Source organism: Aeromonas sp. QDB14 (genome assembly GCF_027707845.1).
Lineage (GTDB): Bacteria > Pseudomonadota > Gammaproteobacteria > Enterobacterales > Aeromonadaceae > Aeromonas > Aeromonas caviae.
In genome coordinates, this window is sequence record NZ_JAPCJD010000061.1 from 1 (window position 1) to 25,463 (window position 25,463).

A 25,463-nucleotide genomic window follows, 5' to 3' on the forward strand; every position below is an offset into this window, starting at 1 on the left:
CAGGGCGGTGAAGATATCAAAGACCCGTTTTCCGGTAAATCGCAATGCGGCTCCGCTTAAGTGAACAGCATTGCGGCCCGGCGCCGGGGTTTTTATTGGAACGCGCAAGCAATAAAAAGCCCCGGCAGGCGCCGGGGCTGGGAAAGGGGTCGGGTCAGTTGACCGAAATGGCGCGGGCGTCGATGAAGAAGCGGGCATGGCCGTGGTCATCCACCCTTATCTGGGCGAGCAGGCGATCCTTTCGCTTGAATTCCCATCCTGTCTTGATCCGGGTCAGCGCGGGGCTGGCGGCACCGACCACGTTCAGATACTCATGAAACAGGCTGTAGCTTCCAATCTCGGTCAGCATCTTTTCCATTTGCATATCTCCTCAAGTGATGGGGTCAGCACATGCCACGCTAGCGGCAACCTTCTGAACCCTGCCTGTACAAAAACCAGACTACCCCATCAAGATGAAGGCAATATGAGCAGGCGCAAGATCAGGAGGGATTTGCACGAAAAATGACACCGTTTTCAATCAGGGCTGGCGCGGCACGGCGAGATGATCGAGGGCGGTAGATCCGGCATGGGTCGACAAGGCGGCAGCGGGTTGTTCCATCACCTGGCCATGGAAGACGGGATCCTGAGCCACCTCCTTGACGCCGTTGATGCAGAACTGCATACCCATGCACACCAGCAGGAAACCCATGATGCGGGTCATGGCGTCGATGCCGGTGGCTCCCAGGATCTTGCACACGGGATCTGCCAGCTTGAGCACACCCCAGCTGATCAGGCTCATCAGGGCGAAGGCGGTGACCATGGCGGCATAGATGACGACGCGATCGGCCTCGGCCGGTAACTCGGCGATCTGGGCCGCGCCGCTGATCACCAGCGCCATGGTACCGGGTCCGCACATGCTGGGCATGGTCAGGGGCACGAAGGCGATATTCTGGTTGGCCTCGACCCCGGCAGACTGGTTTGGCGAGGGGAACAGCATGCGAAAGCCGATGAAGGCGATGATGAGGCCACCAGCCAGGCGCAGGCCGGGAATGGAGATTCCGAACAGATCCAGGATGGAGGATCCGATGAAGAAGCTGACGCACAGGGTGGCGAACAGATAAAGGGCGGCCATGTTGATCTGGCGGCGAATGTGCTCGCGGGACATGCCCTTGCTCAGTCCCAGCAGCAGGGTAGCCGTGGTGGGCGGGTTGACCATGGGCAGCAGGGCCAGCAAGGCGAGAAAGATGACCTGGAAGAACATAGTGGACCTCGGGCAGGTGGACGGATTGGGGTGAGCTGGCAGGTCCGCAGCGGACCGCCACCCGGTCGATGATATCCGCAAAGAAGAAGCCCCGACAGTGCGGGGCTTGCTTGGGAAGGATCAGGCGGCCTGCGGGGTGGCCTGGCGTTGGCCGCGCTGGCGCAGCCAGAGCCAGATGCCGAGTACGAAACCGAGGGCGGCCAGGCTGACCACATAGTGGGAGGGGGCCAGCACGTCCTCCTTCATCCAGAGGGTGACCAGCATGGGGGTGAGGCCGCCGAAGATGGCGTAGGCCACGTTGTAGGAGAACGACAGCCCGGAGAAGCGCACCACCGGCGGGAAGGCATTGACCATGACGTAGGGCACGGCGCCGACGATCCCCACCGCAAAGCCCGCCAGCATGTAGAGGGGCACCAGCTGATCCGTGCCGGCTGCCAGGCTGTGGTAGAAGGTATAAGTGGCGCCGGCCAGCAGCAGGGAGCCCAGGATGAAGGTAGGACCGCTGCCGATGGCATCGATCAGCCGGCCATAGACGATGCAGCCCAGGGTGAGGGCGACGATGGCCAGGGAGTTGGCGGTCAGGGCATCGGCCGGGCTGATGCCGTGCACCTTCTGCAGATAGGTCGGGGTCATCAGGATCACCACTACTATGCCGGCGGAGAGCAGCCAGGTCAGCAGCATGGAGACGACGACGCTGCCCTTGTGTTCACGCAGCACCGTCTTGAGGGGCAGCTCCTCGGCCAGGGACTTGTTGGCCTGCATCTCGGCGAAGACCGGAGTCTCGTGCAGCCAGCGGCGCAGGTACATGGCGACGATGCCGAACACGCCGCCGAGCACGAAGGCCAGACGCCAGCCCCAGTCGCTCACATCGCCCGGGCTCATGCCACGGTTGATGGCGGTCGCCACCAGGGAGCCGAGCAGGATGCCGGCCGTCAACCCCGCGGTGAGGGTGCCGCAGGCGACACCGACCCGGCGGGCGGGCACGTGCTCGGCCACGAAGACCCAGGCACCGGGGACTTCCCCGCCGATGGCGGCCCCTTGCAGGATCCGCAGCAGCAGCAACAGCAGGGGGGCGGCGATGCCGAGCACGGCGTAGGTGGGCAGCAGGCCGATCAGCAAGGTCGGCAAGGCCATCAGGATGATGCTGAGGGTGAACATCCGCTTGCGGCCGATGAGATCGCCAAAGTGGGCCATGATGATGCCCCCCAGGGGGCGGGCCAGGTAGCCGGCGGCGAAGATGCCGAAGGTCTGGAACTGGCGCAGCCACTCGGGAATGTCGGCCGGGAAGAAGAGCTCGCCGATGACCACGGCGAAGAAGACGAAGATGATGAAGTCGTAGAATTCGAGGGCGCCGCCCAGCGCCGCCAGGCTCAGGGTCTTGTAATCCTGTCGATTGAGGGGGCGACCGTGGTCGTGCGATGTGCTGACTTTACTCATATCCTTATGTTTCCCATCGTTTTTTTAGTTATTCTCCCCGGTGTGCTGCGGGGATACGCTCACCCACGAGGGTATGCTTTTGTGTCCCGCAATGTAAATCGCACAATTCGCAACACTATCTTGCAGCACGGTGCTGCAAGTAGCTGGAGAGATCATGACGAAGAAAAAGGTACTGCTCTCCTGGAGCAGCGGAAAAGACAGCGCCTGGGCCTTGCATCGCCTGCGCCAGGATCCGGCCATCGAGGTGGTGGGGCTGTTCACCACCCTCAACCAGGCGTTCGAGCGGGTGGCCATGCACGGGGTGCGCAAGCAGTTGTTGTTGGCACAGGCTGAGTGCGTGGGCTTGCCGCTGATCACCATCGACCTGCCCTGGCCCTGCAGCAACGAGGAGTATGGGCGCATCATGACGGGCTTCATCGCCGATGTGCAGGCCAAGGGCATTCACCACATGGCGTTCGGGGATCTCTTTCTTGAGGATGTGCGCGCCTATCGGGAGCGGCAACTGGCGGGGACCGGCATCACGCCGCTCTTCCCGCTCTGGGGCAGCGACACGACCGAGCTGGCGCAGGCGATGATCGACGCCGGGCTCAAGGCCAGGGTCTGCACCCTGGATCCGGGCAAGCTGGACGCCGGGTTAGGTGGTCATGAATTCGGCTCGGCCTTCCTGGCTGCCCTGCCCGCCGGGGTGGATCCCTGCGGCGAGAACGGGGAGTTCCACACCCTGGCCTGGGACGGCCCCATGTTCCTGCATCCCTTGCCCATCCGGGTGGGGGAGACGGTGCTGCGGGACGGCTTCGTCTTCACCGATCTGCTGGCGGAGGATCCCGAATGAGGGAAGACCCCCTCGGGTGAGAAAGGAAAGGGGCCGGCTCCGTGAGGAATCGGCCCCTTTGCGTTTGCCCCCTTCAGCGGGCGGCGAAGGTGTCGCAACTGGCGGGCTTGCCGCTGTCAAAACCGCGTTTGAACCAGGCGAGGCGCTGGGCCGAGGTGCCGTGGGTGAAGCTGTCGGGAACGACCCGGCCCTGACCCTGCTGCTGCAACCTGTCGTCGCCGATGGCCTGGGCGGCGTTGAGCGCCTCTTCCAGATCGCCGCGCTCCAGCACCTGCTCTTTTTCCATGTAGTGTCCCCAGACCCCGGCGAAGCAGTCCGCCTGCAGTTCGAGCTTGACCGACAACCGGTTCTGGGCGACCTGGCTCAGCCCCTGTTGCTGCTGGCGCACCTTGGTGGAGATGCCGAGCAGGTTCTGCACGTGGTGGCCTACCTCGTGGGCGATCACATAGCCCTGGGCGAAGTCGCCGTCGGCCCCCAGCTTGTCGCGCATGTCCTGATAGAAGGAGAGATCGATGTAGACGGTGCTGTCGGCCGGACAGTAGAAGGGCCCCATCACCGACTGCCCCTGGCCGCAGCCGGTGCGGGTCGCACCGCGATAGAGCACCAGTCTGGGGGCCTGATAGCGGTTGCCGCTTTGCTGGAACATCTCGCCCCAGGCGTCCTCCGTGGAGGCGAGCATCACCGAGGTGAAGCGGGCGAGGGGATCGTTGGCAGCCTGGGACGAGTTCTGACGCTGGGGCTGGCTCTGCGGGGCCGGATCCTGCAGCAGTGGGCCGAGGTCCACGCCGTAGTACCCCGCCACCATGACCACCAGCAGCAGGATCAGGCGCCCCTTGCCGCCGATGGGCAGGCCGCGACCCCCGTTGCCGCCGCCTTGCTGGCGCCGGTCTTCCACATTGTTGCTCTCACGGCGATCTTGCCAGCGCATATCCCCATACTCCCGTCATTGGTGGTGGCAGTAATGATAATGGCTGGCGCCGGGGCTTGCCTAATCGGCCCGGGTCATTCGGCCCAGGGCATCTCGGGCAGGCTGTCGAGAAACTCGCCGTAACGGACGAGGTTGAAGGGGCCCTGTTCGGCTTCCATGGCCATGAGTTCGGCGCCCAGGGCGCAGGCGATGTATTGCAGCGCCTCTTCCCGCGGGGTGCCCTTCATCACCAGGCGCATCAGGGTGGCTTTCACCTGGAGGGGGTGGCCGTCGGCGAGCTGGTTCTCCACCATCTCCAGCAGTGTCTCTTCATCAAAAAATTCGGGGGTATCGGTCATGGCCGTTCTCCTGCCTGTTCCATGGGGTGGGCAGTATAGCGGTGACGCGGCTCCCGGGGGCGAAAATATCGTCCGGGTCTTGCCAAGGGGACGGGGCGAGAGCAGTCTTGGACACTCTCTCTGCCGAACGAGCCCATGCCATGATCCTCTCCGAGCGCCTGGAACTGCGCGAACTGACCGTTGTCGATGCCCCCTTCATTCTCGAACTGCTCAACGATGGTGATTTTCACCGCTACATCGGCGATCGCGGGGTGCGTACCCTGGCGGATGCCGAAAACTACATCCAGCAGGGGCCTGCGGTCAGTTATGCCCGCCACGGTCACGGACTCTATCTGGTGGTGCGGCGGGAAGACGGGGCCAGGCTCGGCATCTGCGGGCTCATCAAGCGCGATACCCTGCCCTGTGAAGACATCGGCTATGCCTTCCTGCCCGCCTGGCGCGGCCAGGGCTATGCCATCGAAGCCGCGCGGGCGGCCATGGCAGATGGCCGCGAACGGCTCGGCATCGAGCGGGTGGTCGCCATCGTCACTCCGGGCAATGAGCGCTCGGTCCGGCTACTCGCCAAGCTGGGGCTGAGTCAGGGCAAACGGGTCAGGCTGGGAGCCGGCGAGGAGGAGTGCCTGCTGCTGGAGGCGCCGGACAAGGAGACTTGCGGGGTCTAGCCACCGCTCGGGGAGCGGGGCCATGCAGACTATGACGTCAGGCAAGGAGGCCGCCGTGAGTTGCGGCCTGTCTGCATCGGGCGCTGCCGGTAGGCAGGCAAGGTCAGTTGAGCTCTTCGATGGAGAACTCGCCGGCGATACCATCACAGGAGATGGCGAAGCCGCCGCTGAAGCGGGTGCTGAACTGGATCAGGAACGCATCGTCGTCGTGCTCTTGCACGGGCAGGTTGATGGGTTTGCTGCGACGCAGGGGTTTGCGGATCTGTACGTGTTTCATCATGGTATTTCTCTATATAAATTAAGTGTTTGCTCCTTGTATTGGCAAATGTCAGGTCAATGGGCGCGGTCAGCACGATGGCGGACGAGCGCGCAGGAATACCCAGCCCGGTTCAGGGGCGTCTGCACTTTCAAGGAAGGCGCCAAGGACCACGCGGATGCATGATGCTACTTGGGAGTGGGCAGATCGGGTCTGCACCGTGAGAGCCGGGCAACGCAGGCAGACAGCCTGAACGGTTCTCAAGGCGAGTAAATCAGAAGAAGGTTATGCGGGTACTGGCAGGATTCATCGTGAGGTGAAGCATTGCGAACATAATCAGGGCTGATTAACTAGCCGGTGCGCATTCTCTCCTCGAAATGTGTAAAAAGCAAACACTAATTGTGCGTTCACCCAGTCATTCCCTGTTTTTCACGGCCACGGGGACGGCAAAAGGGCTCCCGAGGGAGCCCTTTTCATTGCCGGTCAGGGACGGGCTCAGGCGTCGCCGCAGGCCTTCTTGGCGGCGGTGATCATGGGGGTAATGGTCATGCCCTGTACCACGATGGAGAACATCACCACCGAGTAGGTCATCACCAGGATCACCTGGCGCAGATCGACGTTGTGTTCCGGGATCATCATGACACCGGATGGCAGTGCCAGGGCCATGGCCATGGCCAGACCGCCACGCAGGCCGCCCCAGGTGAGGATGCGCACCGAGAAGGTGTTGTAGCTGCGGAACTTGCGGAACGCCACATAGGGCAGGGAGACGCTGATGAAGCGGGCGGCCAGGCAGAGCGGTACCGCGATGACCAGCAGGATCCAGTCGCGCCAGGCCAGATCCAGCAGCACCAGTGCCAGACCGATCAGCAGGAACAGCAGGGCGTTGAGGAACTGATCCATCAACTCCCAGAAGTGATCCAGGTGGTGCTGGCTCTGCTCGGAGAAGCCGGAATGACGGGTCCAGTTGCCGATCATGATGCCGGTCACCACCATGGCCAGGGCGCCGGAGACGCCGATCATGTTGGCGAAGGCGAAGCCTGCGGTCGGGATGCAGAGAGTCAGCAGCAGCTCCAGGGAGCCGTCGTCGGTGGCGCTGATCATCACGTGGGCGATGAGGCCCAGCACGGCCCCGAACAGGATGCCGCCGAGGGCCTCATGCAGGAACAGACCTGCCACGCTGCCGAAGGTGGGCTCCACACCGCCAAAGGCCACGGCAAACACGGTAGCGAAGATGACGAGGCCAACACCGTCGTTGAACAGGGATTCCCCTTCGATCTGGATGGCGATCTGGGGTGGCGCCTTCATCTTCTTGACGATGGCCAGTACGGCAATCGGGTCGGTGGGGGAGATCAGCGCGCCGAACAGCATGCAGTAGACCAGCGGCAGGTCCCAGCCCAGCAGCTTGGCGATGAACCAGAAGCCGTAGCCGATGAGGAAGGTGGAGAGCAGGGTGGCGGCTATGGCCAGAATGGTGATTTCCCACTTCTGGCTACGCAACGCCTTGAGGTTGATGCCAAGCCCGCCGGCGAACAGCAGGAAGCCCAGGATCCCCTTCAACAGGAAGTTCTGGAAGTCGATGCTCTCCATGGTCTTGATGGCGAGAGGCTCCAGATTGAACCAACCCAGTTTGCCAAACAGCACCAGCAGCGCGGAGATCAGCATGGAGCCCGCAGTGATGGCGATGGTGGTCTGGATCTTCACAACATACTGGTTGGCAAAGGCGATGAAGATCGCCAACGCTGCCAGGAAGCAGAGTGTGTAGTAGACGCTCATAGTTATTTTTCTCTTTGGTAAACAGCAAGCACGTATCCCTCTTGAGGACGGGCATAGGGTACTCCCGGGTTAGATCATGCTCATTACCTATTTATGGTTATATTTAATCGCTGTCATGGACAGATAGACGGCTAGATTTCCATTTAATTTGATTGCTGCTAGGATGGGCATCACGCAGTTGCATGGATGTAAGGGGTACGAGCGGTGTCGAGCAGAGAGTCGAACAAGAAAGCGGATGTCACAACCAGGCTGGAAGCCTGTCTCAAGGAGCGGATCCTGATCATCGACGGGGCCATGGGCACCATGATCCAGGGTTACAAACTCGGTGAGGCGGACTATCGGGGGGAGCGGTTTGCCGACTGGCATACCGACATCAAGGGCAACAACGACCTGCTGGTGTTGAGCCGTCCCGCCGTCATTCGCGAGATCCACGACCAGTATTGTGCCGCCGGGGCCGACATCCTCGAGACCAACACCTTCAACGCCACCCGCATCGCCATGGCGGACTACGAGATGGAAGCGCTCTCGGCCGAGATAAACCGGGAGGCGGCCCGCCTGGCACGCGCCGTGGCGGACGAGTGGACCGCCAAGGACCCGGCGAAACCGCGCTTTGTGGCAGGGGTACTGGGCCCCACCAACCGTACCGCCTCCATCTCGCCGGACGTGAACGATCCGGGCAAGCGCAACGTCACCTATGACGAGCTGGTGGCCGCCTACACCGAATCGACCCACGCCCTGATCGAGGGCGGTGCCGACATCATCCTGATCGAGACCATCTTCGACACCCTCAACGCCAAGGCGGCCGCCTTCGCGGTGGACCTGGTGTTCGAGGAGCTGGGTTACAGCCTGCCGGTGATGATCTCCGGCACCATCACGGACGCCTCCGGTCGTACCCTCTCGGGCCAGACCACCGAGGCCTTCTACCACTCCCTTCGCCACGTCAAACCGGTCTCCTTCGGCCTCAACTGTGCGCTGGGGCCGGACGAGCTGCGCCAGTACGTGGAGGAGCTGTCCCGCATCAGCGAGACCCATGTCAGCGCCCACCCCAATGCCGGTCTGCCCAATGCGTTTGGCGAGTACGATCTGGACGCGGTAGAGATGGCGGAGCATATCCGCGAGTGGGCCCAAAGCGGCTTCCTCAACCTGGTGGGTGGCTGCTGTGGTACCACCCCGACCCATATTCGCGCCATGGCGGATGCCGTGGCGGGCATCAAGCCCCGTGCCCTGCCGGATCTGCCGGTGGCCTGCCGGTTGTCGGGCCTGGAGCCTCTCATCATCACGGCGGACTCCATGTTCGTGAACGTGGGTGAGCGGACCAACGTCACCGGTTCGGCCAAGTTCAAGCGCTTGATAAAAGAGGGGCTCTACGACGAGGCCCTGGATGTGGCCAAGCAGCAGGTGGAAAACGGCGCCCAGATCATCGACATCAACATGGATGAGGGGATGCTGGACGCCGAGGCGGCCATGGTGCGCTTCCTGAACCTCATCGCCGGGGAACCGGATATCGCCCGGGTGCCGGTGATGATCGACTCCTCCAAGTGGGAGGTGCTGGAGGCGGGCCTCAAGTGCGTGCAGGGCAAGCCGGTGGTCAACTCCATCTCCATGAAGGAGGGGGAGGACAAATTCATCGAGCAGGCGAAACTGCTGCGTCGCTACGGCGCCGCCGTCATCGTCATGGCGTTCGACGAGGTGGGCCAGGCTGATACCCGTGCCCGCAAGTTCGAGATCTGCCAGCGCGCCTACCGCATTCTGGTGGACCGCGTCGGCTTCCCGCCGGAAGACATCATCTTCGACCCCAACATCTTCGCGGTGGCGACCGGCATCGACGAGCACAACAACTACGCGGTGGACTTCATCGAAGCGGTGAAGGACATCAAAACACACCTGCCCCACGCCATGATCTCCGGCGGTGTCTCCAACGTCTCCTTCTCCTTCCGTGGCAACGAGCCGGTGCGCGAAGCCATCCACGCTGTCTTCCTCTACCACGCCATCAGGAACGGCATGGACATGGGGATCGTCAACGCGGGCCAGCTTGCCATCTACGAAGACATCCCGGCCGAGCTCAAAGAGAAGGTCGAGGCGGTGGTGCTGAACCTCAACGACAACGCCACCGAGGCGCTGCTGGCCATCGCAGAGAAGTATCGCGGCGCGGGTGCCCAGGCGGAGGATCCGCGGGATCAGGAGTGGCGCAGCTGGCCGGTGGGCAAGCGGCTCGAACACGCCCTGGTCAAGGGGATCACCGACTTTATCGAGGAGGACACCGAGGAGGCGCGCGCCCAGGCCGAGAAGCCGCTGCACGTCATCGAGGGGCCGCTGATGGATGGCATGAATGTGGTGGGCGATCTGTTCGGCGCTGGCAAGATGTTCCTGCCCCAGGTGGTGAAGTCGGCCCGGGTGATGAAGCGGGCGGTGGCCTACCTGCAACCCTACATCGAGGCGGAGAAGTCCGGCGGTTCCAGCAACGGCAAAATCGTGCTGGCCACCGTCAAGGGTGACGTGCACGACATCGGCAAGAACATCGTCGGGGTGGTGCTCCAGTGCAACAACTTCGAGATCGTGGATCTCGGGGTCATGGTCTCCTGCGAGACCATCCTCAAGACGGCCCGGGAAGTGAACGCCGACATCATCGGCCTGTCGGGCCTCATCACTCCGTCCCTGGACGAGATGGTGCACGTGGCCAAAGAGATGGAGCGTCAGGGGTTCAAGCTGCCGCTGCTCATCGGCGGAGCCACCACTTCCAAGGCCCACACCGCGGTGAAGATAGAGCAGAACTACTCCGAGCCCGTGGTCTATGTCTCCAACGCCTCCCGCGCCGTGGGGGTGGCCCAGAGCCTGCTGAGCCCGGAGCTCAAGCCCGCCTTCGTGGCCCGCATCGACAAGGAGTACGAGATTGCCCGGGATCAGCATGCCCGTAAGCAGCCGCGCTCCAAGCCGGTCAGCCTGGCCCATGCCCGGGCCAACCGCCATCAGCTGGACTGGGTCGGTTATGAGCCCCCGGCGCCCCGGGAGCCCGGCGTGCAGACCTTCGAAAACGTACCCATCTCTGTGCTGCGCCCCTACATCGACTGGACGCCGTTTTTCCTGAGCTGGGAGCTGGCGGGCAAGTTCCCCCGCATCCTGGAAGATGAGGTGGTGGGGGAGGAGGCGACGCGCCTCTACGCCGACGCCAACGCCATGCTGGATCAGCTGGAGAAGGATCAGAGCGTGCGCTGCGCAGGCATCATAGGCCTGTTCCCCGCCAACGCCGTGGGGGACAGCATCGAGGTCTACACCGACGAGACCCGCACCCAGGTGCGCAAGGTGCTGCACCACCTGCGCCAGCAGAGCGAGAAGCAGGGCTTCCCCAACTACTGTCTGGCAGACTATGTGGCGCCGAAAGAGAGCGGCAAGCCCGACTGGATCGGCGCCTTCGCGGTGACCGGCGGCATCGGCGAGGAGGCCATCGCCAAGGCCTACAAGGCGGACCACGACGACTACAACGCCATCCTCATCCAGGCGGTGTGCGATCGCCTCGCCGAGGCCTTTGCCGAATACCTCCACGAGCAGGTGCGCAAAGTGCACTGGGGCTATGCCCCTGACGAGGCGCTCAGCAACGAGGAACTGATTCGCGAAAATTACCAGGGGATACGTCCGGCGCCGGGCTACCCGGCCTGCCCGGAGCACACCGAGAAGGGGAGCATCTGGGAGCTGCTGGACGTGGAGCAGGCCATCGGCATGCAGCTTACCGAGTCCTACGCCATGTGGCCGGGGGCGGCGGTATCCGGCTGGTACTTCTCCCACCCTGAGAGCAAATACTTCGCGGTGGCCCAGATCCAGCAGGATCAGGTGGAAGACTACGCCCAGCGCAAGGGGATGACCCTGGCAGAGGCCGAACGCTGGCTGGGACCCAACCTGCATTGATCCCCGTCTGCCTCGCCTCACGCGGTGCGGGGCAGACGCCGGGTATGCACGCCATATCGAGGTTGCCATGAAGATTGGATTTGTCGGTCTGGGGGCCGTGGTGCAGACAGCCTATCTGCCTGCACTCGCCGCACTGGCGGAAAATACCGAGATATGGGGTTTTGATCCCGCCATCACCCTGCCCGGCGTCATGTCTGCGCCGACCCTGGAAGCCCTGCTGGCGGACCCCGAGGTCGCAGCCAGGGTGCTGGCGCTGGATCACTGGATGGCCCGCAATGCCGTCCAGCAGTTGCTGCTGAGCGGCAAACTGGATGAAGGCTGGCAGCCTCGGGAACCAGAGGGCGCCGGGGTCGGGCTGGCCACCCTCGCCGATATCAGCGCTGTGGAGGGCTTTTTGCTGGAACCCTGCGGCCTGGACGAGGCGGGGGAGCCCTATGCCCTCAACTTCGCCACCGGGGAGCCGGATCGGCGGGTCCTGCGCCATCCAGACGGGGTGATCCTCGACATTGGTACCCATCTGCTGGCGATGATCCGGGAACTGCTGGTGGCTCTGGGTGGGGACGACCGCCTGCACCTGATCGCGGAGGGCGTCTGCGACCGGCTGGGGCAGCCCATCCGGCGCGGGGATCTGGAGACCGCCGAGGGGCGAGCCTGCCTGCGTGGCGAGGCTGCAGGGGTGCCCCTGACCCTCTGGCTCGACAAGTATGCCGGTCCCGGGGTGGAGAAGAAGGGGCTTTGCCTTCACCTCAAGGACGGGCGGCGCATCGAGCTGCTTCGCCGCGGCAACCTGGAGTGGCTGCACCATCACGACGTCGACGGGATGCGGGGCTGGCAACGTGAGGGGCCCCTCTATCGCCACTGCATCGCCCAGACCCTGCTGGCCCCCGTGCCTTTGGGAGGCTGGGCCGGCACCACGGCGCGCCGTTTGCAGGAGGTCGCCCTGCTGCTTGAGTTGCAGCAAGGGCTGCGCGGCCCCCATTGACGTCGCTGGCGCCATCCGGCATCAGGGCTGGTGGCTGGCGCCGTCTTGCAGAACGGTCCGTTCTTGAGTGCGGCACTCTCGGTTTTTGCCCGTTCTTGCAGAACCGCGCATGGTGAGGGGAAAGGATTGGCGTTGCCAGTCGTTCATGGCACCTTATACTCTCCAGTCCGATTATCAGGTCTGCCATTTCCATGAATATTGCCATTTTATCCCGTGAGCCCAACAACTACTCCACCCGCCGTCTGGTCGAGGTGGCCCGGGCCCGTGGGCATCAGGTCGAGGTGCTCGACACCCTGCGCTGCTACATGAACATCGCCTCCCACAGCCCCTCCATCCATTACGAAGGACGGGAGCTGGAGAGCTATGACGCCGTGATCCCGCGCATCGGTGCCAGCATCACCTTCTATGGCACCGCCGTGCTGCGCCAGTTCGAGATGATGAGCACCATGGCTCTCAACAGCTCGGTGGCCATCTCCCGCTCCCGGGACAAGCTGCGCGCCATGCAGCTGCTCTCCCGTCACGGCATCGGCCTGCCGGTGACCGGCTATGCCCACAGCACCCACGACGTACCGGATCTCATCACCATGGTGGGGGGCGCCCCCCTGGTGGTGAAGCTGCTGGAGGGCACCCAGGGGATTGGTGTGGTGCTGTGCGAAACCCAGAAGGCCGCCGAGAGCGTCATCGAGGCCTTTATCCAGACCAACAACAACATCCTGGTGCAGGAGTACATTCGCGAGGCCAACGGCGCCGATATCCGCTGCCTGGTGGTCAACGGCAAGGTGGTGGCCGCCATGCGCCGCCAGGCCCAGCCGGGGGAGTTTCGCTCCAACCTGCACCGGGGTGGCACCGCCGAAGCCATCAAGATCACGCCGGAAGAGCGTGCCACCGCCGTGCAGGCCGCCAAGATCATGGGGCTGGACGTGGCCGGGGTGGACATCCTGCGAAGCGCCCGCGGCCCGCTGGTGCTGGAGGTGAACTCCTCCCCCGGCCTGCAGGGGGTGGAAGCCGCCTCCGGCAAGGACGTGGCGGGCAAGATCATCGAGTTCCTCGAGCTCAAGGCGAGCCGCAAGCACAAGCCGGCGGAATGAGTCCCAAACGAGTGTCAGACAGGTAAACACAGGGCGCCCTCGGGCGCCTTGTTGCTATCTGGCGGGTGGGCTGGAAGGCCGCGGGCTTGCCGGGAAGTGTCTCCCTTCTCCCGCTGTGTTGAACAGCCGGGGAGAAGGGCCGGGGATGAGGGGGCTATGCCGCCCCGGGGACGTCGGGGATCATCACCAGCCGGGCGCTGAAGACCCCATCCACCAGGTGGGTCTCAATTTGCCAGCCCAGCTTCTCGCAGATGCGCTGGATGATGGTGAGGCCGCAGCCGTAGCCGAGGATCTGATCCGGCGCGGCGGCGGTGGGGTTGCTGATGGTGAGCACCTGCTCGTGCAGGGTGATCTCGATGTGCCCCTCGGCGTAGCTCAGGGCGTTTTTCAAGAGGTTGCCGAGGGCGATGGCGAGCAGGGAGAGGGGGGCCTGCACCTCGCTCTCCTCGTCCAGTTGCAGGCGAATGTCCAGCGTCTCCCGTTGCAGCAGGGGGGCGAGGCGGGTCAACTCCCGGCGAATGAGCGGCGCCACCTGCTGGGGCGGGCGCTCCACGGCCTCCTTGCGTCCCAGCAACAGGAAGGTTTCCGTGAGCAGGGCCATCTCATCGGCGGCGGCGCGGATGCGGCTGACGGCGCGGGCCGCCGGAGCGGGCAGGTCATTCACCTTGCCGAGCAGGGCCGCGGATCCCTGGATCACCATGTTGGGGGTGCGCAGCTCGTGGCTGGCAAAGCGGCTGAACTCCTGTTCACGGGCAAACACGGCGGCTACCTCGTGCTTGCCCGCCAGCAGCGCCTGCTCTATCTCTCGCAGCTCCTGCCAGGGGGCATCGGGCACGAAGTCCCCCTGATCCGGGGTCAGGTGGGCGACCCGCTGGCGCAGCCGCTCCAGCGGCCTGGTGATGTGACGCACCAGCCAGATGCCGAAGGCGAGGCTCCCCAGCAGCAGGGCCAGGCCGATGAGGCGGGTCACCAGATGCAGCTTGGCTTCGTAAGGGTCGAGGTAGTCGTCCGCATCGTCGTTGAACACCAGATAGAGCAGCCCCTGACCCGAGGGGTGGGCGCGTACCAGGAAGTGCTTGTCCTCCCGGCCCAGCTGATGCTCGAAGAAGCCTGGGCTCTGGTAGGCCTTGAGCCAGGCGGGCAGGCGGCCCGCCTCTGTCCAGTAGCTGGAGAACTGGCGGGGGCTGGGGGCGGGGGCCGCCATTCCGAGGCGCAACCAGTCGTCGTCATAGCGGGTTGCCTCCGCCTCCAGCCAGTGGCGCAGGCTCAGCTCCTCCATCTTGTTCTCGGCCACCACCATCAGCAGGCTCAGGATCACCAGCAGCAGCAGACCGGCCCCTCCCAGCGCCAGCACCAGGCGCCGGCGCAGGCTCGGCAGACCGGAGGCAAGGGGAGGCGTCGGGTTCGTCATGGGGTCACCAGCCGATAGCCCTGGCCGTGCAGGGTCTCCAGCATGGGGGTGGGGAAGGGCTTGTCGAGGGCGCTGCGCAGGGCATAGATGTGGCTGCGCAGGGCGTCGGAGTCGGGCTCCTCGTCGCCCCAGACGGTGTCGAGCACCTCCTGGCGCGTCACCAGCTGGGGCGCGCGCTTCACCAGCAGGGTGAGGATCTGGAACGGGATCTTGCCGAGCTTGAGCTCCACCCCGGCGCGGGTGGCGCGGCCGCTGGCGGGATCCACCGTCAGATCGCCAAAGCCGAGGACGCCCATGTCCCCTCTGGGGCCACGCAGGCTGAGGGCCTCCAGGCGCACCTCCAGCTCCTCCATGGCGAACGGCTTGACCAGATAGTCGTCGCCCCCCGCCCGAAAGCCTGCCAGCTTGTCCTCCAGGCTGTCACGGGCGGTGAGAAAGAGCACCGGGGTCGCGATGCCGTCCGCACGCAGCCGCTCCACGGTACGCAGGCCGTCTAGGCGCGGCATCATGACGTCCATGATGATGACGTCGAAGCGCTCCTGGGCCAGCAGTTGCAGGGCGGCCTGGCCATGATAGGCGCAGTCCACCCTGTGCCCGGCCAGCGCCAGATAGTCCATGATGGTCTCCGCCACCTGGGGACTGTCTTCCACCACCAGTATTTTCATGCTCTGATCTCCTGGTCTGTGTCGCTATTTCACGGCCATTTCACACCGGATGGGTCATCCTGTGTGCCAGTGTAACCCCGAGGATCCCCGATGAAGAAGTCTCTCTGCGCCTTCTGGTTATTGATTCTATTGCCTTTTGGTCTGGTGCAGGCGGCCGAGTTCAAGCTCACGGGCCGCACCACCTGGCAGCTTGGCCAGTTGATGGTCAATGGCATTCCCTTCGTGATCGATGAGCGCACCCGCTTCAAGGATGGCCTGGATGAGGACGATCTCGGCGGGACCTGGGTCGATCTGGAAGGGGTCGTGCAGGAGACGGCGGCAGGGGCGCGGCGGCTCGTTCGCGAGGTGGAGGCTCTGGAAGAGGAGGACGAGATGGAACTGGAAGGGCCGGTGGAAGGGGGACGGATCTGGGGCTATGTCACCTCGGATGGGAGCCTCTCCCCGTTCGAGGGACGCTGGCTGGAGCTGGAGTGCAAGTTTGACGGCATGCGCCTGAGCCAGTGCCGGGAGGATGACTGATCGGTCAGGGCGGACCGGGAAAAATTGCCCGTCCGGGGCCATAGTTAAACCTCACCCCGTGACCCCGGACCGCCTGCCATGACCCGAACCGCACTCTGCCTGCTGCTGTTGCCCTTCTACACCTTTGCCGACGACGCCGAGCTCTGGCTGGTGGAGCTGGAGCACAACGACGGGGTGCGCCTGCAATTCCAGGGGGCTGAGCTGGAGCTCGGCAGTGCCGAACTGCACGGCGTGGCGCAGCCGGACGGGCTCGTGCCCGGCATGCACCTCGCGATCCAGAGCCGCTACGGCGTCGCCGAGACGATCCGGGTGCTCGACGGGGCGCCGGATCCGGCGCTCGGGGCCAGTTGGCGGCGGGCGGAGGATCGACTGCTTACCCACAATCAGCAGGCATTGCTGCTACAGGAACTCGGCGTGCTGGTGTTTGATGCTGACACTCGCTGGATCAACGGCAGCGCCGCCGATCTGCAACCGGGTCGCCGCCTGGTGCTGAGCCGGGATGAAGAGGGCCGCCTCACCGATATCCTCATTCCCGACCCCGAGGATCCCCTCGACGCCGAAGAGTGAGACCTCTCTCCCTTTCCCCTTGTTAATGGCTTGTACTTTAAATTTCCCCACTTATACTGGCGCACATCTTGTCGGAGTGCTGATCGTCGAACGACGCTAAGCTGAGACCGTTAATTCGGGATCCGTGGAACCTGATCAGGTTAAGACCTGCGAAGGGAAACAAGGGTAACTTGCGGGTTACCGCGCCGGAGAAGGCACACCTTCCCGCCAGCCAGAGGCAGACCGCCTCTGGCTGGCACAGGCGCACAGGGGGAGGTTGTCCCGTCCGGTTGTCCTTAGGGCGCCGGGTTTCCAGACTAGGGAAACACCGGGACGGCAGAGCAGGGAAGATCCATGCCCGGCTCACTCCCCCGAGCACACCCCGCCGCAAGTTCATCTTCTCCTCGAACTCCAGACAAGCAAACACCCATAACTTCAACCAGTTAATGTGAGTTTTGCTATGTCTACCAATGTTTCTGATACCACCAAATCCAGCCGCCGCGAGCAGCGCTCCAGCGCCCAGACCTTTATCGACAACTTGAAAGGGATGGCTCACCCCAACTCCCGCCGCATCTTTATCGAAGGCTCCCGCCCTGATATCCGGGTGCCCCTGCGGGAGATCCAGTTGGCCGACACCTTCGTCGGCGGCACCAAGGAGGCTCCCCAGTTCGAGCCCAACGAGCCGGTGCCGGTTTACGATACCTCGGGCCCCTATGGGGAAGAGGCCGCCCCCATCGACGTGCGCCGCGGTCTGCCGCGCCTGCGGGAGAATTGGGTGCTGGAGCGTGCTGACACCGACGCGCTGGACGGGCTGAGCTCCACCTTCACTCAGGAGCGGCTGGCGGACGAGGGGCTGGATCACCTGCGTTTCGAACATTTGCCGAGCGCCCGCCGCGCCAAGCCGGGCCGCCGGGTGACCCAGCTCCACTACGCCCGCGCCGGCATCGTCACCCCCGAGATGGAATTTATCGCCATTCGCGAGAACATGGGCCGCGAGCGGGTGCGCTCAGAACTCTTGCGCACCCAGCACCTGGGTCAGGGCTTTGGCGCCAGACTGCCCCAGAACATCACCCCCGAGTTCGTGCGCGATGAGGTGGCCGCCGGTCGCGCCATCATTCCCAGCAACATCAACCACCCGGAAGCGGAGCCCATGATCATCGGCCGCAATTTCCTGGTGAAGATCAACGCCAACATCGGCAACTCGGCGGTCACTTCCAGCATCGAAGAGGAAGTGGAGAAGCTGGTCTGGTCCACCCGCTGGGGCGCCGACACCGTGATGGATCTCTCCACCGGCCGCTACATCCACGAGACCCGCGAGTGGATCCTGCGCAACAGCCCGGTGCCCATCGGTACCGTGCCCATCTATCAGGCGCTGGAGAAGACCAACGGCATCGCCGAGGATCTCACTTGGGAGCTGTTCCGCGACACCCTGCTGGAGCAGGCCGAGCAGGGGGTGGACTACTTCACCATCCACGCCGGCGTCTTGCTGCGCTTCGTGCCCATGACCGCCAAGCGCCTCACCGGCATCGTGTCGCGCGGTGGCAGCATCATGGCCAAGTGGTGCCTGTCGCACCACAAGGAGAACTTCCTCTACGAGCACTTCCGCGAGATCTGCGAGATCTGCGCCGCCTACGACGTCAGTCTGTCGCTGGGGGACGGTCTGCGTCCGGGCTCCGTCTATGACGCCAACGACGAGGCCCAGTTCGCCGAGCTGCGCACCCTGGGCGAGCTCACCAAAATTGCCTGGGAATACGACGTGCAGGTGATGATCGAGGGGCCTGGTCACGTGCCCATGCACATGATCGAGCGCAACATGACCGAGCAGCTCGAGCACTGCCACGAGGCTCCCTTCTATACCCTGGGCCCGCTCACCACCGACATTGCCCCGGGGTACGATCACTTCACCTCCGGCATCGGCGCCGCGCTCATCGGCTGGTACGGCTGCGCCATGCTCTGCTACGTGACCCCCAAGGAACACCTGGGCCTGCCCAACAAGGAGGACGTGAAGCAGGGGCTCATTACCTACAAGATCGCCGCCCACGCGGCTGACCTTGCCAAGGGCCACCCGGGCGCCCAGATCCGCGACAATGCCATGTCCAAGGCGCGCTTCGAGTTCCGCTGGGAGGATCAGTTCAACCTGGCCCTCGACCCCGACACCGCCCGCGCCTACCACGACGAGACCCTGCCTCAGGAGTCCGGCAAAGTGGCCCACTTCTGCTCCATGTGCGGGCCCAAGTTCTGCTCCATGAAGATCACCCAGGACGTGCGCGATTATGCGGCGAAACTGGAAGCCGTAGAGATAAAGCTGGTCGGCATGGACGGTCAGCAGGAGCGGGTGGTGGCCGAGGTGGAGAGCGGCATGGCCCGCATGGCTGAAACTTTCAAGGAGGCCGGCGGCGAGATCTACCATCAGGCGGCGGCGCTGAAACAGGCCGCAGGGGAGGAGGCGTGAGCAGCGCAAGCGGGGCTGTCAGCCCCGCCGATCTGTCGCCCGTGACCGACTCCCGCCCAGTTGTCTGGACCATTGCCGGTTCAGACTCCGGCGGCGGTGCCGGCATTCAGGCCGATCTGCACACATTGCACGACCTCGGCGTGCACGGCTGCTCGGTCATCTCTGCCATCACGGCCCAGAACTCGGTGGCGGTGAAGATGGTTGACCCTGTGCTGATGCAGACCTTCACCGCCCAGATCGACGCCCTCGGTGTCGATCTGCCGCCCGCCGCCATCAAGATCGGCCTACTGCCGACCCGGCTCCATGTGGAGGTGCTGGCCCGTCGACTGGCAGCCACCCCGGCCCCCTTTGTGGTCTACGATCCGGTGGCCATCGCCAGCACCGGCACCCCCATGGCGGAGCCCGGCATGCTGGTGGCGGTGCGCGAGCACCTGCTGCCGCGCCTCTCCTTGATCACCCCCAATGGTCCCGAGCTGGAAGCCCTGACCGGCCTGCCCGCCACCAGTCCCGAGCTGGTGCGCCTCGCCGCCCGGCGGCTGCGCGAACTCGGCGCTCGCGCCGTGCTGGTCAAGGGGGGCCACCTTGAATGGGGCGGGGATCTCTGCCTCGACTACTACCAGGATGAGACCCGCGAATTCTGGCTCGCCGCGCCGCGCCTCGATACCCGCCACGGTCACGGCACCGGTTGCGCTTACGCCAGCGCCATCGCCGCCGTGGTGGCGCAGGACTATCCGGTGGAGGACGCCATCACCCTGGCGCGGGCCTACCTGCAACAGGGCTTGGCGGCGGCGCAGGGGGTGGGGGCAGGCCCGGGGCCCATCGCCCATCTGGGCTGGCCCGCCGATCTGGCCCACTTCCCCCGTGCCGTGCTGGCGGGATCACCGCTCGATCGCCGCTTCGGATTGTATGAAACAAGCAGCGCCCGTCTGCCGCAGGGCCCCTTTGCGCCGACCGAACACAACCTCGGCCTCTATCCGGTGGTGGACTCGGTCAAGTGGCTCAAACGCCTGCTGGGGGCCGGGGTCAAGACCATCCAGCTGCGGATCAAGAATCTGCCCGCCACAGAGGTGGCGCCGGCCATTCGTGATGCGGTAGCGCTTGGTCGCCGCCATGGGGCGCGGCTTTTTATCAACGACTACTGGCAGCAGGCCATCGAGGCGGGCGCCTGGGGCGTGCATCTGGGGCAGGAGGACATGGAGACCGCCGATCTCGCCGCCATTCAGGCGGCGGGGCTGCGTCTTGGCATCTCCACCCACGGCTACTTCGAGCTGATGCGGGCCCGCGAGCTTGCCCCCTCCTATATCGCGCTGGGCCATATCTTCCCGACCAACACCAAGGCGATGCCTTCGCGCCCCCAGGGGCTGGCGCGGCTGCACCACTACCGCGCCCTGATGGCGCAGTGGCCCACGGTGGCCATCGGTGGCATCAGCGAGGAGCGGGTGGCGGCGGTCAAGGCAAGCGGGGTCGGCAGCATTGCGCTGGTCTCGGCCATCACGGCGAGCGACGACTGGCAGGGGGCGACCGAGCGGCTGCTCGCCGCCGTGGGGGCGGGGGATGAACCGCGCTCGGCCTGCGTGATACGGGAGGCAGAACATGCGCTCTGATGCCGCTTCTCTTAGTGACAAAGAGTATCTGCGATACGGCCGCCAGCTGATGCTGGCGGAAATTGGGGAAGCCGGTCAGGCACGGCTGAAAGATAAATCCGTGCTGATCGTGGGCCTCGGCGGGCTCGGCTCGCCGCTCGCCCTCTATCTGGCGGGGGCCGGGGTGGGCACCTTGTGGCTGGCCGATGGCGATACGGTGGACTCCAGCAATCTGCCGCGCCAGATCCTGTTCGATAGCGAGGCGGTCAACCACTCCAAGGCGGAGCTGGCCCGCGAGCGCTTGGCCGCCCACAACCCGCTGGTGGAGCTGATTGCCATCAATCAGCGACTCGATGCCGCCAGCCTGCCGGAGTTTGTGACCGAGGTGGATCTGGTGATCGACTGCTGCGACAACCTCGCCACCCGCCAGGCCATCAACGCCGCCTGCGTGGCCCAGGGCAAGCCCTGGATCTGTGCCGCCGCAGTGGGCTGGCAGGGGCAGTTGATGGTTCGCACTAGTAGCGATCACGCCTGCTACGCCTGCCTTTATCCGCTGGATACCAAGGTGAGTCAGAGCTGCGAGACCAGCGGTGTCACCGGCCCGCTGGTCGGGGTGATGGGCTCTTTGCAGGCGCTGGAGGCACTGAAACTGCTGCTCGGGATGCCGAGCCCGGTCGCCGGCACATTGCGCCGCTTCGATGCGTTGACCCATCAGTGGCAGACCCTCACGCTGGCTCCCGACCCCGATTGCCCGGTTTGCGGCAGCACCCACCCGGCTCAGGAGAATTAACCATGAAGATCCGATTGAACGATATCGAGCTGACGCTACCCACCGGCCAGCGCCTGACTGAGCTGCTGGCGGTGCAGGAGATTCCCCCTCAGGGGGTAGCGGTGGCCCTTAACGGCGCCGTGCTGCCCCGTGGCCGCTGGGCCGAGACCCGTCTCAATGACGGGGACGAACTTCACCTCTTCACCGCCATTGCGGGAGGCTGACCCATGATGCTCGCAGTCCCATCTTCGAGCGCCCTGCCTTGCGGCGGGGCCTCATCTCTTCTTATCGCAGTGGCCGGAGGCTGACATGCTCAAGATTGCCGATCACACCTTCTCTTCGCGCCTCTTCACCGGCACCGGCAAGTTTGCCCGCCCGGAACTGATGGCCGCCGCCATCGAGGCAAGTGGCTCCCAGCTGGTCACCATGGCCATCAAGCGGCTCGAACCGGGCAAGGCCCACGACGATATCCTCACGCCCCTTCGGCAACTCGGGGTCAAGCTGCTGCCCAACACCTCCGGGGCCAAGACCGCCGCCGAGGCGGTCTTTGCCGCCCACCTCGCCCGCGAGGCGCTGGGGACGAACTGGCTCAAGCTCGAGATCCACCCCGATCCGCGCTACCTCTTGCCCGATCCCATCGAGACGCTCAAAGCCGCCGAGCAGCTGGTGAAAGAGGGCTTTGTGGTGCTGCCCTACTGCGGTGCCGACCCCGTGCTCTGCAAACGGCTCGAAGAGGTGGGCTGCGCCGCCGTGATGCCGCTCGGTGCGCCCATCGGTTCCAATCAGGGGCTGGTGACCCGGGAGTTTCTCGCCATCATCGTCGAGCAGGCCAATGTGCCTGTGGTGGTGGATGCGGGCATAGGTGCGCCGAGCCACGCCGCCGCCGCCTTTGAACTGGGGGCCGACGCCGTGCTGGTCAACACTGCCATCGCGGTGAGCGGCGACCCGGTCGCCATGGGCCGCGCCTTTGCGCTGGCCTGCACCGCCGGTCGCAGCGCCTATGAAGCTGGTCTTGGCGCCCGCGCCCTGCAGGCCCAAGCCTCCAGCCCGCTTACCGATTTTCTGGGGGCGTTATGAGTCAGCATGCCAATGACCCCACCCCGACCCTCCCCTTGCCAGGGGAGGGAGTGTCGACCCCGCCCTCTTGTGAAGTAGGAGATCGGGGGGGCGGATTAACACCTCCCCCTTGTGAAGGGGGAGGCCGGGAGGGGGTTGAGAGAAAGTCGGAGAGTTTTCTCGATAGATGGCAGGAGCTGGAGTGGGACGATATCGGCATGCAGATCCGCGCCAAGACCGCGGCAGATGTAGAGCGGGCGCTGACTACCTCCCGCCGTACCCTGAGCGATTTTATGGCGCTGATCTCCCCGGCCGCCGAGGCGTATCTGCCGCAGATGGCAGCCGAGGCCGAGCGCCTGACGCGTCAGCGCTTTGGCAACACCATCGGCTTCTATGTGCCGCTCTATCTGTCGAACCTCTGTGCCAACAACTGCACCTACTGCGGCTTCTCCATGAGCAACCGCTTGAAGCGCAAGACCTTGAATAGCGAGGAGATAGAGCGCGAGTGTCTGGCCATCAAGGCGCGCGGTTTTGACAGCGTGCTGCTGGTGACCGGCGAGCATGAGCACAAGGTGGGGCTCGCCTATTTTCGGCAGGTGTTGCCCATCATCCGCCGTCACTTCAGCACGGTGGGGATGGAGGTGCAGCCCCTCTCTCAGGACGAATACGCCGAGCTGAAAACCCTCGGCCTCGATTCGGTCATGGTCTATCAGGAGACCTACCACGCCCCCACCTATGCCCGCCATCACCTGCGCGGCAACAAGCAGGACATCGCATGGCGCCTCGCCACGCCGGATCGGCTCGGTCGCGCCGGTATCGACAAGATCGGGCTGGGGGCGCTCATCGGTCTCTCTGCGGACTGGCGTGCCGACAGCTACTTCGTCGCCGAGCACCTCGCCTGGCTTGAACGCCACCACTGGCAGAGCCGCTACTCCCTCTCCTTCCCGCGCCTGCGCCCCTGCACCGGTGGGCTGGAACCTGAAGTGGTCATGTCGGATCGCCAGCTGGCCCAGCTTATCTGCGCCTGGCGCCTCTTCTCGCCCACGCTGGATTTGTCGCTCTCCACCCGCGAGTCGGCCACCTTTCGCAACGGCGCGGTGCGCCTTGGCATCACCCAGATGTCGGCCGAGTCGCGCACCCAGCCGGGTGGCTATGCCGAGGGGGATAAAGAGGAGCTGGAGCAGTTCGCCATCCACGACGACCGCCCGGTGGGGGAAGTGGCCGCCGCCGTGCGGCAGGCAGGGTTGCAGCCGGTGTTCAAGGACTGGGAACCCTTCCTGGGCCGATAGGGGCGGCCACGCCCCCCCTTTGCTGGGCAGCCCCCCCCGGCATGGCGGCCGGACTCCGCTGCCTGCGGCAAGTCTGATGGCACGGCGTCGCCGTGCCGTCGTAGGTTTGATTAGCGAAGCGTAATCAGACGTTCGCGGAGTTTGTCGAGGTGACTAGCCGTAGGGTCGATTAACCGTCAGGCGTAATCGTCCGCTCCGTGTGATGGGGGAATGGCACGGCCTTGCCGTGCAGGACGCGAGGCCGTCGGCCTCGAAGGGGTTTCGCCCGCCCTTCGGGCTTGGGCGAGTAACTTTTCTTTGCGTGGCCAAAGAAAAGTCACCAAAAGAAAGGCCACCCCCGCCAATCCGACCGCTACGCGGTTTCCCTCGGGTCAGGTGCAAGGTCGGACGGACCGCCGCAGACGGCACATCCCTGTGCCGGCTGCGTCTGCGCCATCATCCCTGATGGCGCTCCTTACCTTGCCCCTTCCCCTCGGCGGATTGGAGGGGGAACAAATACCGGGCCCACCATAACCTCAAGGGGAATGCAGGTGATAACTAGATCTGAACAAACTAGACCTGTACAGATTGTTAATTTTTTTGTTTTCTTGCGAGGTTATAGCTCCTCTTGGCATTTATTAAATAGTCACAGTGTTCCATTATTTTTTTGATAAATTCTTCAACTAGTTCAATGGAGTAATAGTGTAGTTCTGGGTTTGCATTTTTGTAATGGAACTTGTTGTTGCATGACTTCCACGAATTCTTGAATGCGACAGCATCGAAACAATTTTTATTTATTAGTGGGGCTCCTGTTTTATTGTGATGTGATAAATGCTTTTTAAGAATCGCTTCATCATATCTGTCTTGTAGGCGAGAGTTTATTTCATTGATTGCATCCTTCTGTAAGAACGGGTGGGTCTTTTCTCTGTCGGTTGGTTTTTCTATTATTAGTGCTTGCCTGAGGGCTTCAATGCCATCCTCAGCTCTGGTTAATGCTATTGTATTCCCTTGAGCATCATCGGTAGCAAATATAAGTTTTACATTAAGTGGGATGGCAAACTCAATGTCATTGCTTTGATTTACCTCATTCTCGATAGACGTTGCTAATTCTAGGATGTCATCAGCTATGTCACCATAAGTTGATTTCATTATGGATATAGGTGGTGATTTAAACTCACCAACTAAAGAGATCATGCCCGTGTGGCTATTATTTATAAATGACACCTCAGTGAAACTTTCGAATTGTGAAGTGTAGTTAAGGACGCCAGACTGAAATACTCTGGAAATAATTCCTTGTATCTCAGGCATAAGTAGATGAACAGCCTGATCTCTAAAATAAGCAACCTGCTCTATATTTTTTCTTATCTTAGAGTTGGAAGGATAATACCTTTCTAAGCACTCTCGTAAGGATATAGTTTCTTTGAATCCTTTAGTCTTAGTTCTAAAGATAGATTTTTCACCATCTCTTTCTATTAGTGCAGCTTTTAAAAATTGCTCCCACGCTGTGCAAAAACACATTGAGAAAGCATCCATCTTGTTTTCTAAGGATGGTCTGTTGTATAACTCCAAGGCAAGGAGCATGTTGTCTTTTGATTTTGCCAATAATGCTTTGGCTAACTTTGATCTGCAGTTGTGACCTAGTCCCCTCCTGTTTTTGGATTGGGATAGCAATTTTGAAAACTCCGCGAATTCAACTTCGAAGTGCGACACTCGCCTATGCCGCCTGACAGTACTCTTCGAATACCTTGACAGGCTGCC

The 25,463-nt window shown here is 63.3% G+C and carries 23 protein-coding genes and 1 riboswitch; of the genes, 13 read left to right on the forward strand and 10 right to left on the reverse strand.

Features of this window, described 5'->3' with window-relative positions; all coding sequences use genetic code 11:
- Positions 1–154 precede the first annotated feature (154 nt).
- The 3 genes from PG887_RS16835 to PG887_RS16845 all read right to left on the reverse strand — a co-directional run bounded on the left by PG887_RS16835 (position 155) and on the right by PG887_RS16845 (position 2,677).
- Positions 155–358: a hypothetical protein gene (locus PG887_RS16835; RefSeq protein ID WP_041212219.1), complete on the reverse strand. Its 204-nt coding sequence runs from the start codon at positions 356–358 to the stop codon at positions 155–157.
- A gap of 159 nt (positions 359–517) precedes the next feature.
- Positions 518–1,240, reverse strand: coding sequence for a MarC family NAAT transporter (locus tag PG887_RS16840; protein WP_128271404.1), 723 nt, complete (start codon positions 1,238–1,240; stop codon positions 518–520).
- 120 nt (positions 1,241–1,360) lie between these two features.
- Positions 1,361–2,677 (reverse strand): MFS transporter, encoded by a 1,317-nt coding sequence (locus tag PG887_RS16845; protein WP_039040437.1) that lies wholly within the window; start codon positions 2,675–2,677, stop codon positions 1,361–1,363.
- Between the two features lie 154 nt (positions 2,678–2,831).
- Here PG887_RS16845 and PG887_RS16850 point away from each other — a divergent pair, with 154 nt between their 5' ends.
- Positions 2,832–3,509 (forward strand): adenine nucleotide alpha hydrolase, encoded by a 678-nt coding sequence (locus PG887_RS16850; protein ID WP_143238168.1) that lies wholly within the window; start codon positions 2,832–2,834, stop codon positions 3,507–3,509.
- A gap of 73 nt (positions 3,510–3,582) precedes the next feature.
- Here PG887_RS16850 and ypfJ read toward each other — a convergent pair whose 3' ends face one another.
- Both ypfJ and PG887_RS16860 read right to left on the reverse strand, forming a co-directional pair.
- On the reverse strand, positions 3,583–4,437 hold the full coding sequence (gene ypfJ, locus PG887_RS16855; protein ID WP_270822344.1) for a KPN_02809 family neutral zinc metallopeptidase: 855 nt from the start codon (positions 4,435–4,437) through the stop codon (positions 3,583–3,585).
- A 74-nt stretch (positions 4,438–4,511) separates the two neighbouring features.
- Positions 4,512–4,775: a hypothetical protein gene (locus PG887_RS16860; RefSeq protein ID WP_039040440.1), complete on the reverse strand. Its 264-nt coding sequence runs from the start codon at positions 4,773–4,775 to the stop codon at positions 4,512–4,514.
- 140 nt (positions 4,776–4,915) lie between these two features.
- Here PG887_RS16860 and PG887_RS16865 point away from each other — a divergent pair, with 140 nt between their 5' ends.
- Positions 4,916–5,437: a GNAT family N-acetyltransferase gene (locus PG887_RS16865; protein ID WP_049637292.1), complete on the forward strand. Its 522-nt coding sequence runs from the start codon at positions 4,916–4,918 to the stop codon at positions 5,435–5,437.
- 103 nt (positions 5,438–5,540) lie between these two features.
- Here the strand turns inward: PG887_RS16865 and PG887_RS16870 are convergent, their stop codons facing one another.
- Positions 5,541–5,717 carry a hypothetical protein gene (locus PG887_RS16870; protein ID WP_010672653.1) on the reverse strand — a complete coding sequence of 59 codons (177 nt, stop codon included), beginning with the start codon at positions 5,715–5,717 and terminating at the stop codon, positions 5,541–5,543.
- A 471-nt stretch (positions 5,718–6,188) separates the two neighbouring features.
- Complete coding sequence (locus PG887_RS16875; protein WP_042880492.1) at positions 6,189–7,466, reverse strand: cation:proton antiporter; 1,278 nt, start codon at positions 7,464–7,466, stop codon at positions 6,189–6,191.
- 204 nt (positions 7,467–7,670) lie between these two features.
- Between PG887_RS16875 and metH the strand changes: the two genes are divergently transcribed.
- From metH to rimK, 3 genes are all read left to right on the forward strand, one after another.
- The gene (gene metH / locus PG887_RS16880) at positions 7,671–11,366 is read left to right on the forward strand and encodes a methionine synthase (RefSeq protein WP_270822345.1); all 3,696 of its coding nucleotides are present in this window, start codon (positions 7,671–7,673) and stop codon (positions 11,364–11,366) included.
- Between the two features lie 67 nt (positions 11,367–11,433).
- Positions 11,434–12,348 carry an oxidoreductase gene (locus PG887_RS16885; RefSeq protein ID WP_270822346.1) on the forward strand — a complete coding sequence of 305 codons (915 nt, stop codon included), beginning with the start codon at positions 11,434–11,436 and terminating at the stop codon, positions 12,346–12,348.
- Between the two features lie 191 nt (positions 12,349–12,539).
- Positions 12,540–13,436, forward strand: a complete 897-nt coding sequence (rimK, locus tag PG887_RS16890) for a 30S ribosomal protein S6--L-glutamate ligase (protein ID WP_010672657.1) — start codon at positions 12,540–12,542, stop codon at positions 13,434–13,436.
- Between the two features lie 154 nt (positions 13,437–13,590).
- Here rimK and PG887_RS16895 read toward each other — a convergent pair whose 3' ends face one another.
- Both PG887_RS16895 and PG887_RS16900 read right to left on the reverse strand, forming a co-directional pair.
- Positions 13,591–14,847: a sensor histidine kinase gene (locus tag PG887_RS16895; RefSeq protein WP_270822347.1), complete on the reverse strand. Its 1,257-nt coding sequence runs from the start codon at positions 14,845–14,847 to the stop codon at positions 13,591–13,593.
- A complete protein-coding gene (locus tag PG887_RS16900; RefSeq protein ID WP_049637286.1) occupies positions 14,844–15,512 on the reverse strand; it encodes a response regulator transcription factor in 669 nt (222 codons plus the stop codon). Before PG887_RS16900 ends, PG887_RS16895 begins: the two co-directional genes overlap by 4 nt.
- A 90-nt stretch (positions 15,513–15,602) precedes the next feature.
- Here PG887_RS16900 and PG887_RS16905 point away from each other — a divergent pair, with 90 nt between their 5' ends.
- The 8 genes from PG887_RS16905 to thiH all read left to right on the forward strand — a co-directional run bounded on the left by PG887_RS16905 (position 15,603) and on the right by thiH (position 23,726).
- Positions 15,603–16,031: a hypothetical protein gene (locus PG887_RS16905; RefSeq protein WP_029313554.1), complete on the forward strand. Its 429-nt coding sequence runs from the start codon at positions 15,603–15,605 to the stop codon at positions 16,029–16,031.
- Positions 16,032–16,109: 78 nt separating this feature from the next.
- Entirely contained in the window at positions 16,110–16,598 is a 489-nt protein-coding gene (locus PG887_RS16910; protein ID WP_270822348.1) for a hypothetical protein, read from the forward strand.
- Positions 16,599–16,660: 62 nt separating this feature from the next.
- A riboswitch (TPP riboswitch) is annotated at positions 16,661–16,774 on the forward strand.
- A 263-nt stretch (positions 16,775–17,037) separates the two neighbouring features.
- Complete coding sequence (gene thiC, locus PG887_RS16915; RefSeq protein ID WP_270822350.1) at positions 17,038–19,029, forward strand: phosphomethylpyrimidine synthase ThiC; 1,992 nt, start codon at positions 17,038–17,040, stop codon at positions 19,027–19,029.
- Positions 19,026–20,633, forward strand: coding sequence for a thiamine phosphate synthase (gene thiE / locus PG887_RS16920; protein ID WP_111896498.1), 1,608 nt, complete (start codon positions 19,026–19,028; stop codon positions 20,631–20,633). Before thiC ends, thiE begins: the two co-directional genes overlap by 4 nt.
- Positions 20,623–21,402 (forward strand): HesA/MoeB/ThiF family protein, encoded by a 780-nt coding sequence (locus tag PG887_RS16925; protein ID WP_201985580.1) that lies wholly within the window; start codon positions 20,623–20,625, stop codon positions 21,400–21,402. The genes thiE and PG887_RS16925 overlap by 11 nt, the downstream gene beginning before the upstream one ends.
- Before the next feature lie 2 nt (positions 21,403–21,404).
- A complete protein-coding gene (thiS, locus tag PG887_RS16930) occupies positions 21,405–21,605 on the forward strand; it encodes a sulfur carrier protein ThiS (protein WP_039040452.1) in 201 nt (66 codons plus the stop codon).
- Between the two features lie 85 nt (positions 21,606–21,690).
- Positions 21,691–22,458, forward strand: coding sequence for a thiazole synthase (locus PG887_RS16935; RefSeq protein ID WP_236275907.1), 768 nt, complete (start codon positions 21,691–21,693; stop codon positions 22,456–22,458).
- On the forward strand, positions 22,455–23,726 hold the full coding sequence (gene thiH / locus PG887_RS16940) for a 2-iminoacetate synthase ThiH (RefSeq protein ID WP_270822351.1): 1,272 nt from the start codon (positions 22,455–22,457) through the stop codon (positions 23,724–23,726). The genes PG887_RS16935 and thiH overlap by 4 nt, the downstream gene beginning before the upstream one ends.
- A gap of 570 nt (positions 23,727–24,296) precedes the next feature.
- On the opposite strand, the gene PG887_RS16945 is transcribed toward thiH, so the two are convergent.
- Positions 24,297–25,463, reverse strand: a 1,167-nt coding sequence (locus tag PG887_RS16945; RefSeq protein ID WP_270822352.1) for a DUF3644 domain-containing protein, incomplete at its 5' end; no start/stop codon positions are given.

Coding starts and splice junctions, on each gene's coding strand:
- PG887_RS16935 (WP_236275907.1), top strand. CDS start 21,691: ATGCTCAAGATTGCCGATCACACCTTCTCTTCGCGCCTCTTCACCGGC.
- PG887_RS16870 (WP_010672653.1), bottom strand. CDS start 5,717: ATGATGAAACACGTACAGATCCGCAAACCCCTGCGTCGCAGCAAACCC.
- PG887_RS16865 (WP_049637292.1), top strand. CDS start 4,916: ATGATCCTCTCCGAGCGCCTGGAACTGCGCGAACTGACCGTTGTCGAT.
- ypfJ (WP_270822344.1), bottom strand. CDS start 4,437: ATGCGCTGGCAAGATCGCCGTGAGAGCAACAATGTGGAAGACCGGCGC.
- PG887_RS16850 (WP_143238168.1), top strand. CDS start 2,832: ATGACGAAGAAAAAGGTACTGCTCTCCTGGAGCAGCGGAAAAGACAGC.
- PG887_RS16840 (WP_128271404.1), bottom strand. CDS start 1,240: ATGTTCTTCCAGGTCATCTTTCTCGCCTTGCTGGCCCTGCTGCCCATG.
- thiH (WP_270822351.1), top strand. CDS start 22,455: ATGAGTCAGCATGCCAATGACCCCACCCCGACCCTCCCCTTGCCAGGG.
- PG887_RS16885 (WP_270822346.1), top strand. CDS start 11,434: ATGAAGATTGGATTTGTCGGTCTGGGGGCCGTGGTGCAGACAGCCTAT.
- PG887_RS16845 (WP_039040437.1), bottom strand. CDS start 2,677: ATGAGTAAAGTCAGCACATCGCACGACCACGGTCGCCCCCTCAATCGA.
- thiC (WP_270822350.1), top strand. CDS start 17,038: ATGTCTACCAATGTTTCTGATACCACCAAATCCAGCCGCCGCGAGCAG.
- PG887_RS16835 (WP_041212219.1), bottom strand. CDS start 358: ATGGAAAAGATGCTGACCGAGATTGGAAGCTACAGCCTGTTTCATGAG.
- thiS (WP_039040452.1), top strand. CDS start 21,405: ATGAAGATCCGATTGAACGATATCGAGCTGACGCTACCCACCGGCCAG.
- PG887_RS16895 (WP_270822347.1), bottom strand. CDS start 14,847: ATGACGAACCCGACGCCTCCCCTTGCCTCCGGTCTGCCGAGCCTGCGC.
- PG887_RS16905 (WP_029313554.1), top strand. CDS start 15,603: ATGAAGAAGTCTCTCTGCGCCTTCTGGTTATTGATTCTATTGCCTTTT.
- PG887_RS16875 (WP_042880492.1), bottom strand. CDS start 7,466: ATGAGCGTCTACTACACACTCTGCTTCCTGGCAGCGTTGGCGATCTTC.
- PG887_RS16860 (WP_039040440.1), bottom strand. CDS start 4,775: ATGACCGATACCCCCGAATTTTTTGATGAAGAGACACTGCTGGAGATG.
- rimK (WP_010672657.1), top strand. CDS start 12,540: ATGAATATTGCCATTTTATCCCGTGAGCCCAACAACTACTCCACCCGC.
- PG887_RS16925 (WP_201985580.1), top strand. CDS start 20,623: ATGCGCTCTGATGCCGCTTCTCTTAGTGACAAAGAGTATCTGCGATAC.
- PG887_RS16900 (WP_049637286.1), bottom strand. CDS start 15,512: ATGAAAATACTGGTGGTGGAAGACAGTCCCCAGGTGGCGGAGACCATC.
- PG887_RS16910 (WP_270822348.1), top strand. CDS start 16,110: ATGACCCGAACCGCACTCTGCCTGCTGCTGTTGCCCTTCTACACCTTT.